At 57.2% G+C, this 19,341-nt stretch carries 13 protein-coding genes; 7 read left to right on the forward strand and 6 right to left on the reverse strand.

Annotated elements, in window-relative coordinates; all coding sequences use genetic code 11:
- The first annotated feature begins 106 nt into the window (after positions 1 to 106).
- Both rpsO and pnp read left to right on the forward strand, forming a co-directional pair.
- The gene (rpsO, locus tag J3U88_RS16450) at positions 107 to 373 is read left to right on the forward strand and encodes a 30S ribosomal protein S15 (protein ID WP_207860017.1); all 267 of its coding nucleotides are present in this window, start codon (positions 107 to 109) and stop codon (positions 371 to 373) included.
- 318 nt (positions 374 to 691) lie between these two features.
- Positions 692 to 2,782, forward strand: coding sequence for a polyribonucleotide nucleotidyltransferase (pnp, locus tag J3U88_RS16455; protein ID WP_207860018.1), 2,091 nt, complete (start codon positions 692 to 694; stop codon positions 2,780 to 2,782).
- Between the two features lie 870 nt (positions 2,783 to 3,652).
- On the opposite strand, the gene J3U88_RS16460 is transcribed toward pnp, so the two are convergent.
- The 4 genes from J3U88_RS16460 to J3U88_RS16475 all read right to left on the reverse strand — a co-directional run bounded on the left by J3U88_RS16460 (position 3,653) and on the right by J3U88_RS16475 (position 7,933).
- Positions 3,653 to 3,979: an STAS domain-containing protein gene (locus tag J3U88_RS16460; RefSeq protein ID WP_207860019.1), complete on the reverse strand. Its 327-nt coding sequence runs from the start codon at positions 3,977 to 3,979 to the stop codon at positions 3,653 to 3,655.
- A 135-nt stretch (positions 3,980 to 4,114) separates the two neighbouring features.
- A complete protein-coding gene (locus J3U88_RS16465) occupies positions 4,115 to 5,347 on the reverse strand; it encodes a TIGR04552 family protein (RefSeq protein WP_207860020.1) in 1,233 nt (410 codons plus the stop codon).
- A 284-nt stretch (positions 5,348 to 5,631) separates the two neighbouring features.
- Positions 5,632 to 6,456, reverse strand: a complete 825-nt coding sequence (locus J3U88_RS16470) for a DUF3014 domain-containing protein (RefSeq protein ID WP_207860021.1) — start codon at positions 6,454 to 6,456, stop codon at positions 5,632 to 5,634.
- Between the two features lie 550 nt (positions 6,457 to 7,006).
- Positions 7,007 to 7,933: an MBL fold metallo-hydrolase gene (locus J3U88_RS16475; protein WP_207860022.1), complete on the reverse strand. Its 927-nt coding sequence runs from the start codon at positions 7,931 to 7,933 to the stop codon at positions 7,007 to 7,009.
- A 660-nt stretch (positions 7,934 to 8,593) separates the two neighbouring features.
- On the opposite strand from J3U88_RS16475, the gene J3U88_RS16480 reads away from it, so the two are divergent.
- The 4 genes from J3U88_RS16480 to J3U88_RS16495 all read left to right on the forward strand — a co-directional run bounded on the left by J3U88_RS16480 (position 8,594) and on the right by J3U88_RS16495 (position 15,289).
- A complete protein-coding gene (locus tag J3U88_RS16480) occupies positions 8,594 to 10,309 on the forward strand; it encodes an O-antigen ligase family protein (RefSeq protein ID WP_207860023.1) in 1,716 nt (571 codons plus the stop codon).
- Between the two features lie 196 nt (positions 10,310 to 10,505).
- The gene (hutH, locus tag J3U88_RS16485; protein WP_207860024.1) at positions 10,506 to 12,038 is read left to right on the forward strand and encodes a histidine ammonia-lyase; all 1,533 of its coding nucleotides are present in this window, start codon (positions 10,506 to 10,508) and stop codon (positions 12,036 to 12,038) included.
- 389 nt (positions 12,039 to 12,427) lie between these two features.
- Entirely contained in the window at positions 12,428 to 14,266 is a 1,839-nt protein-coding gene (locus J3U88_RS16490) for a 2-oxoacid:acceptor oxidoreductase subunit alpha (RefSeq protein WP_207860025.1), read from the forward strand.
- A gap of 9 nt (positions 14,267 to 14,275) precedes the next feature.
- A complete protein-coding gene (locus J3U88_RS16495; protein ID WP_207860026.1) occupies positions 14,276 to 15,289 on the forward strand; it encodes a 2-oxoacid:ferredoxin oxidoreductase subunit beta in 1,014 nt (337 codons plus the stop codon).
- 158 nt (positions 15,290 to 15,447) lie between these two features.
- Here the strand turns inward: J3U88_RS16495 and J3U88_RS16500 are convergent, their stop codons facing one another.
- A complete protein-coding gene (locus J3U88_RS16500; protein WP_207860027.1) occupies positions 15,448 to 16,050 on the reverse strand; it encodes a response regulator in 603 nt (200 codons plus the stop codon).
- On the opposite strand from J3U88_RS16500, the gene J3U88_RS16505 reads away from it, so the two are divergent.
- A complete protein-coding gene (locus J3U88_RS16505; RefSeq protein ID WP_207860028.1) occupies positions 16,042 to 16,347 on the forward strand; it encodes a hypothetical protein in 306 nt (101 codons plus the stop codon). The two genes, J3U88_RS16500 and J3U88_RS16505, sit on opposite strands and share 9 nt — an antisense overlap.
- Positions 16,348 to 16,630: 283 nt before the next feature.
- On the opposite strand, the gene J3U88_RS16510 is transcribed toward J3U88_RS16505, so the two are convergent.
- The gene (locus J3U88_RS16510) at positions 16,631 to 18,808 is read right to left on the reverse strand and encodes a ComEC/Rec2 family competence protein (protein ID WP_207860029.1); all 2,178 of its coding nucleotides are present in this window, start codon (positions 18,806 to 18,808) and stop codon (positions 16,631 to 16,633) included.
- Between the last annotated feature and the right edge of the window lie 533 nt (positions 18,809 to 19,341).

The raw sequence follows: 19,341 nt of genomic DNA on the forward strand, positions 1-19,341 counted from the left end.
TAGCGGGCTTCAATTGCACCCCCCTAGGTCTTCTGCTATAGTCTGAGGGCTTGTCGCTCGCACCATTTTCAGCGACGACTCAAATTATTTAGGAGAACCTAGGACATTGATCGACAAAGAGCAAAGAACCAAAACCATTGATGAATACCGCACCCACAACAAGGACACCGGCTCTCCCGAGGTTCAGGTCGCCTTGCTGACCGCCCGTATTAACGGCCTCACCGAGCACTTCAAAGCCAACAAAAAAGACCACCACTCTCGTCGCGGTCTTTTGAAGATGGTTGGTCGTCGTAAGCGTTTGCTGGAATACCTGAAAAACAAGGACCACGAACGTTACGCTACCTTGATTGGCCGTCTTGGTCTGCGGAAGTAAACCGTTCCTTCATAAAAGCAAGCCCCAACCAAACAGAGTATTTGTTTGAAGGGGCTTTTTGTGTTTATATCGTGGGGTTTGTTTGGGGTTCGGTGATCGCCTGAAAAGCGCGTCCACCACGGAGATTTCCCCCAAACACCTGGGCTGCAGCGGCCCGGTTCCATCCATTCCCTCGGGGAATGCACCGGCACCGGCTAGCCGTTTCGCTCCAGGTCTTTGGCGGAAATCCCCTCATGGGTCGCGCTTTTTAGGCAGTGAGAGATCCCCCATGACGTTACGTTTGAGACATGCAAAGACACGAAAATCAGGAGCACAGATTTGAAAGTCGTTAAAGAATCCATGCAACTTGGCGGAGCCGAATTCAGCATTGAAACAGGTAAGCTGGCTAAACAAGCCAGTGGTTCGGTCGTCGTCCGCCACGGAGACAGCATGGTCCTGGTTGCCTGCGTCGGTTCGCAGGAATGGGATCCCGACCGCCCCTTCTTCCCCTTGACCGTTGATTACCGCGAGAGCTTTTACGCTGCGGGCCGTTTCCCCGGCGGTTTTTACAAGCGCGAAGGCCGCGCCTCCACCAAAGAAACCCTCGTCTGCCGTTTGATTGACCGCCCCCTGCGCCCCATGTTCACCGAGGGCTATTTGGGCGAAACCCAAATCGCCGCCAACGTTGTCTCCTCTGACGGCGTTTACGAAGCCGACGTTTGCGCCATGGTCGGCGCGATGGCCGCGGCATACCTCTCGCCCGTCCCCCTGCCTCAAGCCCTTTCCGCCGTCCGCGTCGGATTGATTGACGGTGAATTCATCGCCAACCCCACCGCCCAGCAACGCCAGGAAAGCAAACTCGATCTGGTTGTCGCCGGTACCGATGAAGCCATCGTGATGGTTGAAGCCGGCGCCGAGTTCATCGACGAAGCCACCATGATCAAAGCCTTGGCCTTCGCCCACGACAACATCCGCACCTTCATCGCGATGATCGAGAAGATGAAAGAACAAATGGACATCACCAAGTGGGAGGTTCCCGCCGGTGATTTCGACGACGCCTTCTTCGCCGAGTTGAAAGAAAAGTTCAGCAGCGATCTCGAAGCCGCGATTTGCATCAAAGGCAAACACCAAGCCGACGCCGCCATCAAAGCGGTCAAGAAATCCATCGTGGAAGCCTACGAGGGCGAAAGCGAAGAAGACCAAGAGAAGGCCGCCAAAGCCTCCGCTTACTTCGGCAAACTCAAAGAAGAATTGTTCCGCGGCCTGATCCTGGATCGCCGCGAGCGCACCGACGGTCGCGCCTTTGACGAGGTTCGTCCCATCTGGACCGAGGTTGGTTACCTGCCCAACGTTCACGGCAGTTCCGTGTTCACCCGCGGCGAAACCCAAGCCTTGGTTTCCCTGACCATGGGTTCCAAGGGCGACGCCCAAATTTTGGACCAGCTGCACACCGAAACCAAAAAACACTTCATGTTGCACTACAACTTCCCACCCTTCAGCGTGGGCGAGTGTCGTCCGATGCGCGGTCCCGGCCGTCGTGAAATCGGTCACGGTGCCCTGGCCGAGCGTGCGCTTGAGCCGGTTATCCCCAACACCGAAGACTTCCCCTACACCATCCGTTTGGTTTCCGAGATCCTCGAATCCAACGGTTCTTCCTCCATGGCTTCCGTTTGCGGCGGCTGCATGGCCCTGCAAGACGCGGGTGTTCCCATTAAAGCCCCCGTCGCCGGCGTGGCCATGGGCCTCGTCATGGAAGACGGCAAGTACGCGGTTCTCACCGACATCCAAGGCGCCGAGGACCACTACGGCGACATGGACTTCAAAGTCACCGGTTCCAAAGAGGGCATCACCGCCCTGCAAATGGACATCAAGGTCAAAGGTTTGACCCAAGAGATCTTGGCTGAAGCCTTGGAGCAAGCGCGTAAAGGCCGCCTGCACATCCTGGATGAAATGGGTAAAACCATTGCCGAATCCCGCGCTGAACTGCCGGAGCACGCGCCGCAAATCGCCATGCTCCAGATCCCCATCGACAAGATCCGTGACGTGATCGGTGTCGGCGGCAAGGTCATCCGCGGCATCATCGAGAAAACCGGCGTCAAGATCGACATCGAGGACGACGGTAAGTGCGTTATCTTCTCACCCAACGCGACCGGCCTCAATTCCGCGAAGCAAATGGTTGAAGAGCTGATCGCCGTCCCCGAGGAAGGCAAGATCTACCGCGGCAAGATCAAACGCATCGTCGACTTCGGCGCGTTTGTTGAAATCCTGCCCAACACCGAGGGCCTGCTGCACATCTCCGAAATCGCTAACTACCGCGTCCGCTCCGTGACCGACGAGGTTCAGGAAGGCGAGGAAGTGATGGTCAAGGTGCTTGCGCTTGAGAAAAACGGTCGTATCCGTCTCAGCCGCAAGGCCCTGCTCGAAGGCTAACCACCGCTTTCGAACGGACAAACCAAACAAAAGAACCGGTGCCTTAGGGCGCCGGTTTTTTTTTGTTTGGTTTCGATGTCCAGGGTGGTTTTCTTGACCGTGGTGCCGGTGCCTTCGGCGCCCTACACGACGGGAATCCCATGGGACCTAGGGTATAGGGTTGTTGAACGCCCTCTTTGGACGGTTGCCGACCCGGCGCGCCCCGAAGCGGGCCGCACCACCCCATCCACGGACCATGCTTTGAATGAACGCGAGGCTCCGCCTCGCCACCCTGGACGCCCTATGAAGGAGGGCCATAGGTTAGCCCCGGGTACGACCATTGAAAATGGTCGCACCCTGGGTCTCGGGGGTTCACGAAGAGGAAGACGCTGAAGGCGTTGACACCAGAGGCTCCTGGGGTCCAAACCCCGCGGCGTTTCATGGCGTCAGGGTCGGTTTTTCGGTGGTGTTGGGTCGTTGGGTTCGGTCGGTTGGGGATGGTGTTGGTTCATCGGGTTCGGTTGGTTGGGGATGGTGTTGGTTCATCGGGTTCGGTTGGTTGTTGTTTGGCCGGCGCCTTCGGCGGCCTACACGACGGGAACCCCCGGGGACCTAGGGTAAAGAGTTGTTCCACAACCCTTTACCCCAGGCTGAAATCCGTATCGCCTTCAGCGAAACCAAAAGTTGCTCGCCGACGGCTCGCGTTTTTAACGAGTTATGGACCATGCATTGGGGTGCGCGTACCCCGCCGGGGTACGCCGGAACCAGGATAACCGCCCACCCGGCGTGGGTCGGTTTGTCCGGGGTTCACGAAGAGGAAAACGCTGAAGGCGTTGACGGCAGAGACGTTACGAATTGGATTCCGATCAGGTCGGCCCCGGCGTGGGTCGGTTAGTCGGCGGGCATCTCTTTCCTGATATCAAAATACGCGTTCAGGTTGGTTTGTTCGAAGACCTGGAAAATCTCGCGCTTCATGCCACACAGGATGAGGCGCCGACGCCGCTTGGTCAGCCCGTTTTTCGTGGCCACAAACAAACTAATCATCGAAGCATCCAACCGGCTCACCGCTTTGAGGTCGACAATGATGCGCTCCGCCTCAGTCTCTTGCATGGTCTCCCAAAAAACGGGACGTAAGGCGGCGGTCTCCTCGAGACCCAACGCGCCGCTTAACTGAAAAATCGCATCTTTGCCCCGTGTCACCACGGTAAACTGACCCATCTGTTCCCCAATCGCCACCGGCGGCAACCCTGGCTCGGTTACCGGGCGGCCAAAAAACTTACTATAGCGCGATCCCGCCCAGCCTGCTCAGGATTGTTAACAAATCAACCACGCTCGCGTTATGCGTGACATGCTTTACCAAAGGGTCCCCTCGGCCGCATACTCACGTTTCTCTTCCAGGGACTTCAGTAATTGGGGACCCAAAACACGGCGACGCGCCGTTTCAACCTGGCGTTTTTTGTAAGCCTGGTGGCTGGCGGGCCCGTTGATTGACTTTAAGTAAGAACGCCGGTCCATCAACTGGATTTCGTAGTCGAAATAAAAGGCGTACTCTTTGTCAATCGCCTCGGTTCGCATGAGTTGCGGCGGAATCCGGCGGTTCTCGCCCACCAACTGCCGCAACGCTTCCACCTGCTGGTAAACCGGATTAGGAACGCGCACCATTTTGCGAACCGTCACCTGAATGCTCTGGTACTGATCGGAAGAATGCGGGTTGTCCTTGTGTCGACCCGATACAAATTCCGCTTCCAAATCCCGGTCCATCTTTTTGAACAATTCAATGGGATAGGTCTCGGCCCGATCCAACAAGGGACGGTAGCGATGAAAAATCTTTTTAGCGTGGTTGAACTCAATCAGGTTATTTTTACTGCGAAAGGGTTTGACGTTAATCACCGAAATTTGGTGGCTTTTGTACAGCAATTTTAAGGCGTAAATGGTTTCTAACTTGGTTTCAAAAACCAGCCGCATGCCGAGGTGGTCGTAAATATCCGAAGCCACATAACTTGGCTTTTGCAACAGCTTTAATAAGATCGATTTGCGACCCTTGTTCCGTTTGCGCTGGAACAGGTACAGCGGCAGGCAGATCTGGTGGCCGCGCAGGTAATGGCGATCACCGTGGTATTCAAGCAGACGGTCCCACGAAGCAAATATTTGCGAGCGAATCGTATCGAAGTAGCGCAGCTTAAAGTCGTGGTCAATATGGAAGATACCGTGCATCACCTTGAGCACCGCACAGGCCCACATCTGGCGCACGTTGGACTTGTTGAGGTAGTTCGAAGAGTAAACCAACAGATCCAAGTAACTCTCCGGCTGTAAAATTTCCGGGGGGATCTGGGTTTGCTCGCCCTCGTCCAGGAAATATTCACAGATAAAGGCAACAGCCTCGGCATGGGCCGCGCGGATTTCATCACGTGCATGAGGATCGTCAACGTCGAAACCATATTCGCGTGCGAACATCTTGGCTTCTTCACGGGTCCGAATCGATAAACTGGTCATGTCAATCGCGGAAACACCGGTCACAATGGCACTCAGTTGCGACCAATTGATCGAAACCTTGTTGTTTTTGTCCTTGATACGTTCTTTGTTCAATTGTCACCCAAACCAAAAATCGTTGGCCCGGCACAGAACATCGGGCACCACGGCCGGGCAAGGCCCGGCATTTCAAAAAAAATATGGGGTGGACGTTCTTGGCGCTTTACCCTATTGCTGCAATAAGCTTCGCATTATTATAGCGAAAATTTTGCCGGCTCCAATAACATCCCCGCCAATTTTTATCAATTTCACCATCAAAATGACGACTTTTGCCGCAACCGACAAAGGATAAATGCCCTATTTCGGTCGGCAGCACCGAATCATGCGCGACGGACGGCCCACTAGCGCTGTTGTTGGTAAGCCTCGTAAATCGCCTGAAACTTCGCTTGGATGCGCCGCGTATTTTGGGGGCCCATCCGAATGAAGGCTTTTTCCAAAGCGGTTTTGGCTTCTAGATCCGCATCGGCGTAGATGTAGATCTTGGGGCCGCCGACCAACTCAACCGGGCCTTCCGGCACTTGAAGGTTCATGATGCGCTGGTAAAGCGCCTCAAACTTTTGCTCACGCGCATCGTCACCATTCCCCAGTTCATCGTAAGCCGACTCAAAAACCGGTCCCATTTTCAGGTAATAAGCCGCGACCAAGTTCGAATCCAGGCTTTCAAAGGCGGTGACCAACCGGTCGTAACGATCGTAGTTGTCGCCGCTCATCATGACACGACCGCTCGCGTCTTTTTCCGTTTTAAAGACTTCGTCCGGTCTCAGGAAATGCAGCATTTTGCCAGGATTTTGGTCCATGCTCATCAGTTCTACCGCGGTGGTGACCTTGCGGATCAGGTCGTCTTTTTCGAGCATCGAGCCAACCACCGCGTTGGTTTCGGACCAACGTTCGCGCAGGTAATCATCGCTTTTTTCGAGGTCCGGCACCGGTCCCGGCACCAGGGGTTCGGTTTGCGCGGTTTCTTCGCCGGCAAAGCCGGTGGTTTCAACCGTGCCCGACTCAGGCGTGTTGGTTGTCGGCGGCGCCGTCTCCGTCGCGGTTTGTTCCGTTGCAACGGCCCCGGGCTCAACCCCGTCTTCTTTTTCAGGTAAAAACAGAAGCGCGACCAACCCGATTGAGATCACGGCCAACAGGCCAATCCCAATTTTGACGGCATTTTTCGACATAAACACTCCTTCTCAATCGCAATAAGTAAAACCTAAGAAGCGCGATAACGCGCGGTGATTTTCGCTAAACCTCTGGGCTGCAGCGGCCTGAAAGAATGCTCAACACACCCACCGGGTGCCCGTCCGCTTTTTCCAAACCATTTCGCACCAGATCTTTAGCAAAAATCCCTCGCGCTTATCGAACCTCTTAGGTAAATGGACACCGGGCATTAGAGGCGTTACCCGAGCGGCACTTGCAAAAAAAATCGCTCATTCGCTCGGGGTTGTAAACAACCCGGTCTCTTGGCGGCGCGACATGAGGATCGACCTTTATTCTAGCCCAGGGAGGGCCGCGACGAAAGCGAGCCGGCCCACCAAAACCGACCAGGTGGGAAAACGAACCCACAAAGAAGGCCGCGCGAACGCATCCAGCTCACGACGCGCGGGGCCGGTTAAGGGGTTTTCGGCGACACCGACATCATCCGGTATTCCGGTAGGCAGGCACGAAAAACCGAAAGCACCAAGCCCGCACCGCGGGCAGATTTTGCGAGGCGTTCACATCGAACGGGGGCTAGGCCTGTAATTGAATCAGGAGTTTCACATACCGTTCGAGGTCGGTATTGAAATCTTTATACGCCGTGCCGTATTGAGGACCCATTTCGGATTGGATGTTTGCCAGGATTTCTTCTGCTGTTTTTTGCTTGTGGTTCGTTTGGACATGTTGCCAAATGCGCGACAAAAATGCGGCATCCCGTACCACCGAGGCACCCGTGGTTGCTTGACCGTGCCCCGGCAAAACAATGTTTGGCTTGAGTGCAGCGACCATCTCAAGGGTTTTGATTAAACCGGGTACATTGCCGTGCCCTGTCACAATCGGCATCCAATCAGAACCCAGAACATCGCCACCCACCATCACTTTCTCTTCTGGGAGCCACATCAGCAAATCACCCGGGGAGTGTCCATCATTGGAAAAAATAAATTCAACCGCAACACCGCCGAAGGTGCGTTTTTGGTTTTCGGATAAAAGCACCGTTGGGTGGACCAAGGCCGTTTCACCAATCGTCCCTTTGGTCACGCGTTTGTAGAAAGCGAGAGAGGGCGGACCATGGGCTTTCATGGTTTCCAGCGCCGCGCTGCTCGCAATGATTTCCGCCTCTGAAAAGGCCGCGTTACCAAACCAATGATCCGCATGACTGTGGGAATTGATAACCCAGCGAACGGGTAAGTCGGTCACGGATTGAATCGCTTTTTTAATACCCTTACCAATCGACTCCGAGGAGCCGGTATCGAACAGAAGAACCCCGGTTTTGGTTACAACAAAGTGGCTATTGGAATTCCACCCTCGGTTTTCCGGCGTCGGAAGCCCGAAAGAAGGCGAAACGATGCTGTAGATATGTTCGGTAATCGGTATCGCTTTAAAAGCAAAATCGGTGTCGGCCGTCCATGTAGGAAGCGCGAACAAACTAAATAACATTGCGGACGTTATGGCTTTTTTCACAAAGATCTCCGTTGCGTTTTTTGAGAAATGCGGGCTCGTTTTTTATGGATTCACTCAGTATGAATCAGGGGCCGTTCCCGAGTACAGGAGGGCCGTTTCCGACGTGAAACAAGGCGACATCCGTTTTCTTCTTTCGTCGGAAAACCCAAGCGACCCACGGCACACCACGGGCATTTCGTTTTTTCGTTTTTGATGTTCCACAATCAAATTCGGACACTTGCCATTGAAGCTTTTGGCTTTTCAACACGGTACAACCCATCATCATCGATTAACGCGGCAACACCATAACGGTGGCGATCCGAAACAGGCGCGCATTGAAACATGAACATAGTGATAATGTGGTTTTAATTTGGATCCATCTGTTTGGCCAACTTTGAAGGCACTTTTCCGGCAGGACCTTATGCCGTCCGATTGTCACTTGTTGAAGTACGTCCCTTTCGGTTTTTAGGTTTCAACCTCATTAAGTTGTGGCGCCCTCGGGTCGCGTGAAATCGCACCGGCTAATGCAAGGCACGGAACCGTGCCGACTTCTTGGTGCGGAATCCCAGGCTGCCCAATCCTCCCACGGGAACAACCTGAGGTTGGCTCAAGGCTCGCCCCGATGTGTTACAAAGAAGCGAGCGCCCCGCCTTCCGTTCCCCGCGTCAGGACAAACCACCGATGACACCCTCCCCCCAGCCATCCCGTTTCGCCCCAACCATGGTCCTTACCGTGCTCGCGGCGGTTTTGGTCCCCCATGATTTCGGGGGCGTCTACGCTGTCCTCAAGGGCGCGTTGTGGCTCGCGGCCTTGTCGCTTGTAATTGGCACCAGAGCCAGGACGATGGTCACCCCGCGACAGGTGCTTGCGGCGGGCGTGCTTGCCTGGCCGTGGCTTGCCGCGCGCTATCACCACGGCGCCTTCGGTTACCATCCCCGTGACGGTTTGGCTTTTTTGCTTTTTTTTGCGGTTGTCACCGGCGCGCTCTTGCTGCGCGCCGGCCTCGACGCCAACCGCCGCCGCGAACTTCGTCTCGGCCTTAGTTTGGCCGCGGTGATGGGCGCGACCTGGATGGTCCTTTACGCCCTCATCCACGGTACCGCACCCACGCCGCCACAAAGATGGGGACTTGCCGGAACTTGGGGCAACCCCAACCTTGCCGCCCATTTTCTGATCGCCGCGCTCTGCCTCGGCAGGTGGCCGACCGGTTTGCGCGGAGCCGGCCTTCAAGCCTGGTTGCTGGTTGCGATCAGCATCAGCGGTAGCCGCGCGGCGCTGCTCGCCGGCGTGGTTTACGTAGCGCAACACCTGCGCCACAAGCTTCCTCCAAGCCGACCTCCTCGCCTACTTGCCCTGATCTTCGCCCTCGGTCTCATCGCAAGCGGCATCTGGCTCGCCACGCCGCGCGGCAGGCAGCTCGCAACCTACGCCTTTAATCCCGCGGTGTATCTTGCCGAACTGCAAAAACAACCGCCCCTCATCGCCGACCGAGAGCCCGACTTCCAAGGCAAAACCTACAGCTTTTTTGTGCGGCTGGTTTTATGGCAACAAGCACCGGCCCTCATCGGCCAAAATCCATGGTTCGGCGCGGGTCCCGGCCAATACCGTGTCATCTACCCGCGCTTTTCCACCGGCCCGGATCCCAATTGTTCCGATACCTACCGACCCCACCATGCCCATCACCTTTGGATCGAAGCCGCGGTGATGTTCGGGATCCCCTGGACACTGTGCCTCACCGCCTTAATCGTTCACGCTTGGCTGCGCCGCCCCGATCCCGCTTGGCGCACGGCCGTTTTGCTCCAAGCGGGGATTGCCTTGGTTTCCCTCAACTACCTGAACAGTTTCCTGGTCGCACTGCTGATTTTGACCGCCCCTTCGGCAAGCCCTCTCGCCCAAACGGCGGGACGCTCCCGAACCCTCGGTCCGCTTATGGCGATCCTCCTCTCGGCCGTCGCCCTAGTGAGCTTGCCCAAGGTCCAACGCACCCTGGCCGACCGGGTCGCCGGCGACACCCACTGGTTCGTCGAGGAACAGGCGCGCGCGGCCGCGGCCCGGGGTGACGCACTTACCGCCTGGCGATTACAGCGCGCGGTTTTGTTCCAAGACCCCTTCGGCCCTACGCCACGCCACAACCTGGCGGTGACCTGGGAGCACCTAGCAGGGGAGAACGGCGGCGCGGCACGGTGCGCCGCGACCGCGCTTTTTCAGGCCAACGCGCGTCGCTTCCCCTTTTATCAGGCCTCCCAAACCGATTTATTCCGACTTGAATCAGCCCCAGGGTCCTCCTGCCCCACCCTGCGCGAAAGTGATTGGATCGCCTGGCTCCAACGAACCGGCCCCGTCCGACCGGAACACGGCTTTTCACCGCGCACCGGCAACGAACCCCAAGCGCCTTAAAAAGCCACCTTTTCCAGACAAGCCGATCACCACGAAACGCTGGAGCAGGCTAAAATGGACGCTGCCCCACGTTTGCCGCTCATGCTTTTTCCGGCCCGACAGGCCGATGTCCCTACCGCGCACCACGTGATGGTTTCGGTCTCCGAATTGGATGAGACCGCGCTCGCCCAGCCAACCAGACAGAAGGAAGGAAATTGTGTCTCAAACAAGCAAAATAGAACTCACCGGCCAGGATTTGACCCTGGCGGATTTGATGCGGATCGCGGAGGGTTGCGACGCCGTACTCGGAGAACAAGGCCAGATCACCGTCGACGCCTCACGCGCCGTCGTCGACAAGATTATTGAAGAGAATGAGGTCGTTTACGGCGTCAACACCGGGTTTGGCAATTTTGCCGACGTCATTATCCCCGAGGACAAGCTGACCCAACTCCAATACAACCTGATTCGCAGCCACGCCGCGGGCGTCGGCGCGCCACTCGACCTGCGCGCATGCCGTGCCCTGATGGCCTTGCGCGCCAATGTCCTGGCCAAAGGTTTTTCCGGCATTCGCCGCGCCAACCTGGACGCCCTACTCGCGGCCCTCAACAGCGGCTTCCATCCCTTTATTCCCGAGCAGGGCTCCGTCGGGGCCTCCGGTGACTTGGCGCCGCTGGCCCATTTGACCCTGAACTTAATGGGTGAAGGCCATGCCATGGCCGACGGGCGGCGGGTCCCCGCCGCCGGCGAGCTCGAGAAACGCGGCCTCGCGCCGATTACACTCCAAGCCAAAGAAGGGCTGGCCTTTATCAACGGCACGCAGGTGATGGCCGCCGTCGGTGGGATCGCCCTGTGGGAAGCGCGTTCCTTGCTCAAACACGCCGACCTGATCGCCGCCATGAGTTTGGAAGCACTGCAGGGCACCCGCCAAGCGTTTTACCAAAAGATCCACACCGCCCGCGCCCACCAAGGCCAATTACACAGCGCCGACAACCTGTGGCGCCTGCTCGACGACAGCGAGATCATGCGCGGCCACGCCAACTGCGGCAGAGTCCAGGACTCCTACTCACTGCGCTGTGTCCCTCAGGTACACGGCCCGGCACGCGACACCCTCGACCACGTGTTGCGCGTGTTCGAGATTGAAATTAACTCGGCCACCGACAACCCGATGGTTCTCGCGGACGAAGGCCGTTTGATCAGCGGCGGCAACTTTCACGGTGAAAGCCTGGCGATGGCGTTCGATTTTGCGGCCATCGCCGTTGCGGAACTGGCCAACATCGCCGAGCGCCGCATTGAACGTCTGTGCAACCCCGACCTCTCCGCGCTCGATGCCTTCTTGGTTCCCGAGGGTGGACTTAACTCGGGTTTCATGATTGCGCACTGTACCGCCGCCGCCCTGGTCAGCGAAAATAAATCGCTGTGCCACCCGGCCTCGGTTGACAGTATCTCGACCTCGGCCGCCAAGGAAGACCACGTCTCGATGGGCACCATCGCGGCGCGCCAATTCCGCGATGTGGTCACCAACGTCCGTCGCGTGATGGCCATCGAACTGCTCGGCGCCGCCCAAGGCATTCATTTATTAAAGAAACAACCGGCGGCGGCACTGCAACAACCGCTGGCCCTGGTGCGCGAGAAGGTCGCCCCTTGGGACGAGGACCGCTACATGGCCGACGACATCGAAGCGGCCGAGGCCTTACTGCAATCGGGCGTGTTGATTGAAGCCGCCGAGGCACGCTGCGGCACCTTGCACTAAGTATTCGGATCGCATCCCGTCAACCCTAACGGCGGTGCGGTCCGGCCCCTTCAAAAATGCGGCATCTTGGACTTATCAAGTTTGCCGAGAAACAGATAAGCCGACATATTGTTAGCGAATTTTCGCTAAACACCCGCTCTTTATTGGTACCCGGTCGTTTTTAGGACTATAATACTCGGCTAACGCCGTACCTGATCCCTGTTGAGCGGCGTTTCCGCGGCGATTCGGTTGTTTTTTGACGCCAAACCCAAACCGGACAACCCTGGGTTTGCGTTTCCCCAAGAAAACATCTGAAGCCACGAGCTCCCGCTCAAACAGCTATGGCTAATTCCCCCTAAGCCACCACATCAGGACCCCCTACGGCAATGGGTCTACAAGGAGCACATAGTATGACGGAAGCGGTCCAAACGAGACAAACGCTTGAGTCGGCTACGATTCGTTTTGCCGGTGATTCCGGTGACGGGATGCAGTTGACCGGCACCCAGTTCACCAATACCTCGGCCACCTTGGGCAACGATATTTCGACGTTCCCCGATTTCCCCGCGGAGATTCGCGCCCCCGCCGGCACCGTTCCCGGTGTAAGTGGGTTCCAAATTCGTTTTGCCAGTGAAGACATTCACACCCCGGGCGACCGTCCCGACGTCCTGGTAGCCATGAACCCGGCCGCCCTCAAGGCCAACATCGCCGATTTGATTCCCGGCGGTTTGCTGATTATCAACGAGGACGCCTTCACCAAGGGCAACCTCAAAAAAGCCGAATACGAGAGCAATCCGCTCGAAGGCAACGGGCTGGACACCTTCCGCGTGGTGAAAATCGCGCTGACCTCTCAGACCGAACAAGCGGTCGCCGAGGCCGGTCTCAATAAAAAAAGCGCCGAACGTTGCAAAAACTTTTACGCACTCGGCCTGGTTTATTACCTCTACGACCGTCCCCTCGAACAAAGCCTGGGTTGGATTGACAAGAAGTTCGGCAAATTACCGGATATCCAGGAAGCCAACAAATTGGCCCTGAAAGCCGGCTACAACTTCGCCGATACGGCCGAAATCTTCTCCGACACCTACCAGGTGCCCAAGGCCCGACTCCAGCAAGGCACCTACCGCGGCATCACGGGTAACCAAGCCCTGGCCATGGGCCTGGTGGCCGCGGCCAAACTTGCCGACAAACCCCTGATGTACGGCTCCTACCCGATCACCCCCGCCAGCGACATCCTCCACGAGCTGGCCCGCCTGCGCCACTTCGGCGTACGCACCTTCCAGGCGGAGGACGAAATCGCCGCCATGGGCGCTACCATCGGCGCGGCTTACGGCGGTGCCTTCGCCGCGACCGGTACCTCGGGCCCCGGCATCTGCTTGAAATCCGAGGCAATGGGTTTGGCGATCATGACCGAACTGCCCATGGTCGTTGTGAACGTTCAGCGCGCGGGTCCCTCCACCGGGATGCCCACCAAAACCGAACAGTCCGACCTCTTGCAGGTGATGTATGGTCGCAACGGCGACTCGCCTCTCGCGGTGATCGCACCCGCCACCCCGGGCGAGTGTTTCACCATGGCGATTGAAGCTTTCCGGCTGGCGGTAACGTACATGACCCCGGTTGTCATTCTCTCGGACGGCTACCTGGCCAACGGCGCCGAGCCCTGGAAGATCCCCGACCTTGCGGATCTCCCCCAAATCACCGTCAGCCACGACGCCGATCCCGCCACCTACCAGCCTTACCAGCGCGATGAAAAAACCTTGGCCCGTCCCTGGGTTGTTCCCGGTCAAGCCGGGCTGGAACACCGCATCGGCGGCCTGGAAAAAGACAACATCAAAGGCAACGTCAGCTACGATCCCGACAACCACCAGTTGATGACCAACCTGCGCGCCCAAAAAATCGCCGGCATCGCCGACGACGTACCGGCCCTCGAGGTCATCGGCAACCCCGACGCCGACACATTGGTGCTCAGTTGGGGCGGTACCTACGGTTCCATCCTGACCGCGGTCAACCAGTTCAACAGTGATCACGGCCCCATCGCCGCGGCTCACTTCCGTTACCTCAACCCGTTCCCGGCCAACACCGCCGAGGTTCTGGCCAAGTACAAGCGGATTTTGGTGTGCGAGCTGAACAACGGCCAATTGGACGTCCTCGTGCGTTCGCGATTCGCCAGGGAAACATCCAGCTTCCTTAAGGTGAAGGGCAAGCCGTTCCAAGTTTCCGAACTGATCACCTTTTTTCAAGAAAACCAGGCATAGGAGGACACCATGAGTAAAGGCGCAACCCTTACCAAAAAAGATTTCCAATCGGATCAAATCGTGCGCTGGTGTCCCGGCTGTGGCGACTACGCCATCCTCGCCGCCATCCAAGGCACCATGCCCAAGTTGGGCATTCCCAAAGAAAAAATTGTGTTTGTCTCCGGAATCGGCTGCTCCAGTCGATTCCCCTACTACATGGAAACCTACGGCTTCCATACCATCCACGGTCGCGCGCCTTCCTTCGCCGCGGGCCTCAAAATCGCCAACCCCGACTTAAGTGTCTGGCTGATCACCGGCGACGGCGACGGTCTTTCCATCGGCGGTAACCACCTGCTGCACGCGTTGCGCCGCAATTTCGACATCAACATTTTGCTGTTCAACAACCGCATCTACGGCTTGACCAAAGGTCAGTACAGCCCCACCTCGGAGACCGGCAAACAAACAAAATCCAGCCCGATGGGTTCGGTCGAGCAACCGGTCAACCCGATCCGCTTTGCGTTGGCTTCCGAGGCATCCTTCGTAGCACGGACCTACGACGCCAACCCGAAGCACATGGCCGAAACCTTCGAAAAAGCGGCGGCCCACAAAGGCACCTCTTTTGTGGAGATCTTCCAAAACTGCGTCATTTTCAACAAAGACGCCTTTGACGACGTGTACGACCGCAAGGTACGCGAAGACCAAATGATTCACCTGGAAGAGGGCGAACCCCTGGTCGCGGGCAAGGAAACCAAACAAGGCGTGTTCCTCGAGGGTTTAACCCCGGTGGTGCGCACCTTGACGGAAGAGAGCGATCCTTCCAAACTGCTGGTTCACGATTCAAAACAGAAGTCGCCGATTTACGCCAACTTCTTAGCCGCCATGGAACATCCCGAATTCCCGGTTCCCGTCGGTGTGTTCCGCCAAATCGAGCGTCCCTGCTACGAGGAAGCCCTGGAAGCCCAAGTCAAGGCCGCACAAGATAAGTCGGGCGAGGGTCAATTGGAAGACCTGTTTAACGCGGGCGAAACCTGGAGTGTTGCTTAACCCGATGTTCTCACGAGGAATTCTGCTACGAAGCCTTGTGAGAACTGCCGGCTAACCCACGCGTTGCGGCAGACCCAAAATGACAAAAAGCCGGTCCCTCGGGGCCGGCTTTTTTTGGGGAACTGGGTAACCGCGGCACTTCGTGCCAAGCGGGATGGTTAATCAATCACCTTCAGCTCGCTCAGCATGCGTTCCAGTTGCGTGTTGCGCTCAGAAATTTCCCGTTGGATGCGGTCAATTTTGCCGCGAACCTTGAGGTTCAGGCTGTACTTCTTCGTTAGTGCCAAAGCCATTTGTTTGACCGACACTTGGTCAAACGGCTTGCGCAGGAACATCAGACGGTCGGTAGAACCGACACGGTCAAGAATCTGTTCCCAGGAGTAATCGGAATAAGCGGTCACAATGACCACTTCAATCAGCGGGTGGTTCAACCAAATGCGCTCCATGGTCTCGACCCCGTTCAGGCCGGGCGGCATGCGCACATCCATAAAAATAAGGGAGTAGGGGTCGTCTTCAGCGGCTGCTTGATCCACCATGTCAATCGCCTGCTGACCCTGAAAGGCCGAATCGAGCCGGTAAACAATCCGCCCGGTATCGAAACCGCTTTTGGAGGGTTTTTCCTCTTCGTCGAAGAGCTGGCTTTCGATGAGCTTGAGATCTTCGTTAACCGCCGAACGGTTGGAGTTAAGGATTTTGTGAAAGTCCTCGTGGATCTCCTTCGTGTCGTCGACAATCAGGATGCGATTACAGTTATGGTCCATGAGTGTTCCCGCCCGTTTTTCACCAGTCCATTTTCACGATCATCGCCGGCTTGTGGTGCAACGCGTCAAAACCCGATGCGGAACGCCGCGGCGCAACCGCTCGGTCATGCGCTTGCCGGCGACATGGCCGCGGTCAAACCGAAACCAAGCCGCGCTTCGTCTCTTATCAAACATGCCGATGAAATCACAAAAACAGAAAAATCAAAAAAGAAGGATTTTTCCGCATCCTGCAATCCTCATTGGGCAATGCTCCAAGCCGCGATAAAAGCGCAATCGAGATCATTCACCTTAACTTAGAGAATGATCCTTTTCAAGATCCAATATCTTCACCACTGCTTCCGCCGCCACATTTTCGACCCAACCTCACGAATCGACCCGTCAAAAAGCCAACCGGGATGCGGTGGTCACGACAGCACCGCTTCAGACCGCCTCAAAAAAGCGCCGCAAAAAACACCGCTAACACACAACATTTCAACCACTTCAACAAAAATGACAGGCGAAGACGGGCTCGCCGCGGCACGGGTTGAAAAACGGTGATCATACGGACCCGTTTTGAGAAGCACGACCCAAACAAAACCCATCATGGTTCCTCACGCCGCCACAAGGTGACCGTCCCCCTTTCCGCTGTTACCCAAGTCTTCACCCCAAAACGCCCCAACCGCGCCACCACCGTGGGGTGAGGATGCCCAAAAGCATTATTGCGCCCGCAAGAAACCACTGCCAAATCCGGCTGAAAACGGCGCAACAGCGGCGTGCCCGTCGCCGAACGGCTGCCGTGGTGACCCAGGACCAACACCCGCTGTTGCGCTTGCGGCGGCGGCAGATCCCAGTAGCTTTCACTAAGCACACCCGCATCACCCGGAACCAGCACAATGCCGCCGGGAACCCCCACCAATGCGACCAAACTCCCCTCGTTCGCATTGACCGCGGGACGCCCCGCTTGCGGCCACAACAGCCGCACCTGCATCGCACCAACCGTCTCGCGCACACCCGCTTCAACACCCAGCCAGCGTCGTTCTCCCAAAAGCGGATGGCCGACAAACAAAGGCAGTTGTGCGGCGGGCACCCAAAATGGGACCCCTGGATCCATGGTTTCTAAAAAAGCGTAATGGTCGCGGTTGAAATGGGAAACCAAGCCACCGCGCACCCGCCGAACCCCGTACAGGCGCAACACCTGCTCGAAGGTAATGAACGGAGGGAGACGACCGCCCGCATCGAGTAACCAGCCCTCACCGTTTTCAGCAACCAACAGCGCGCACGATCCCTGGCCGACGTCTAACACCACCATGCGGGCCCCTTGCAACGGTGTTTGATGGCAACGCCCCGCCGCCACCAACACCAAACACAAAACCCAACGCCGCTCCCGGCCGCCGTAATGAAGGGCGCAGAACAACAGGACCAATGCCAGAACCACGACGGCCGGCTCCCAGGGAAAACGAACCTCGCACAGCAATCCCTCGCTCTGACGCATCACCTGGAACCAACCGGCGATGTGCTCATCAAGGCTGTTGACAACCCAGGCGCAGCGCGGCGAAACCAAACCGGCCATAGCCCACACAAACAATCCGAGCAAACCGAGCAACAAGGGAAAACCCGCCATATTCCAAAAAAAGGCGGCCCAATTAAGCCGCACCCCAAACAACAAACCCACCGGAAGCGCAAACAGTTGGGCCGCGGCCAGGGCCCGTAACCACCGCAAACGTGGCGACCATGGATGGACCAAAGGAGAGCGCACCACCCCCGGCCCCAAGCCAACCACCAAACCCAAACTCACCGCGTAGCTGTACCAAAACCCTTGTCGCAACAGGCAGGTCGGGTCCAACAAAACACTCACCGCGGTCAGCACCGACCAGACCCGCAACCAACAACGCCGTCGCCCCACCGCCCACAAAACCTGAAACACCAATAAAAAAAGCGTGGCCCGCGCCACCGAATCCTGCCAACCCATATGGGTCGCAAAGAGCAACATCCCGCAACAGGCCGCCCCGGTCCGCCGGGCCGGGCTACGAACCCAGGCCAGCAACCACTTCAACAACAACCAAACCAAACCACAATGCAGGCCCGATATCGAAAGCAGATGCCCCAGGCCCATCCAACCGAGACGCTCTCGCCAGATCGGAACCGCCCCGTTGCGAAGGAACAAGCCAACCAACTCACGGTTGGCGGGGTTGAGCCCCGAGGATACACGCGGTCGCCCCTGGTAGGTCATCAGCCGCGGCGAAGTCGCACTGCCGACAAAACGCGGCAGGTGCCGTTCCTGGAGTCGGCGCATCGGGTGCGGCACCGTGTAAGGCGGGGTACTTGTCTTGAGACGAATCCAGACCCGCACCTTGAGGTCCGCCCAATCGGGCGGCGGTTCCGGTACATACACCGCCAAGCGCCTGAGACGAAAGGGCACTTGGGGCCGGATAAAATGCGGCCGCCGGACCACCAGCACGGCACCGTGGGCCGTGGTACGGATTTCCCGCACGGTACCTTCAATTAAAAAGACCCGGCCGGCATCGGCCGGTACGGGCCGGACCTGCCGCAAGCGGGCCATGTGGGCACCCACCGCCGACACGCCCAATATCGCCCCAACCGGCACCAACATCAAGACAACAGACGGCCGCTGCCGAACACACCACAGGCAGCCGGCAACCACCAACACAACCCAAAAACCGAACGGCTGTAGGGCGGGCATGTCGGCATAACACCAGGCAAGCAGTGCACCCGCGACCACCGCGACAAAAGCCGCGACTTCGAAATGTCTCGTTTTCACATCGACCCACTTCGGATCGAACCCACGAAAACCATTCTAGCGCCGTCATTTATTTTTTCACTCATTATTTTTCATTTCATGCAAAGGTCATCCTCATCGACGACCGTCACGCCCCACGCTTTTCCGCCGGCTTTACCACGAAACCTGGAGGTTCTGTCAAGGGTTGTCGACCCACTTTAGCACCCAACAAACGGCCAATGTAAAAATGCAAATTCGAACACTATGAGTCCCATAGCTTTCACAGAATCGCCTTTGAAAAAGCCGGGTTTTTTCTTTCATCGCCGTCAGGTTTTTGGTAATTTCTGCTCTGCTTATGATGCTCGACCTCGTCCACAAAGGCCGCACTTTCGTGATTCAACGCACCTTAAACCGCCCAAGCCACCGCCTCAAGATCCTTAGTTTCAACACTTTGCCTCCTTTCACCAGCCTCCAAGATGATGAAACAGGCAGTGTTAAGAACCCATCGGTTTGGCTAGGCCGCACTGAACCGAACGGCTGAAACCCGCGCCCCCGTTAGCCTTATGCCGCAAAAC

It is taken from the genome of Acanthopleuribacter pedis (assembly GCF_017377855.1).
GTDB classification, from domain to species: Bacteria; Acidobacteriota; Holophagae; order Acanthopleuribacterales; family Acanthopleuribacteraceae; genus Acanthopleuribacter; species Acanthopleuribacter pedis.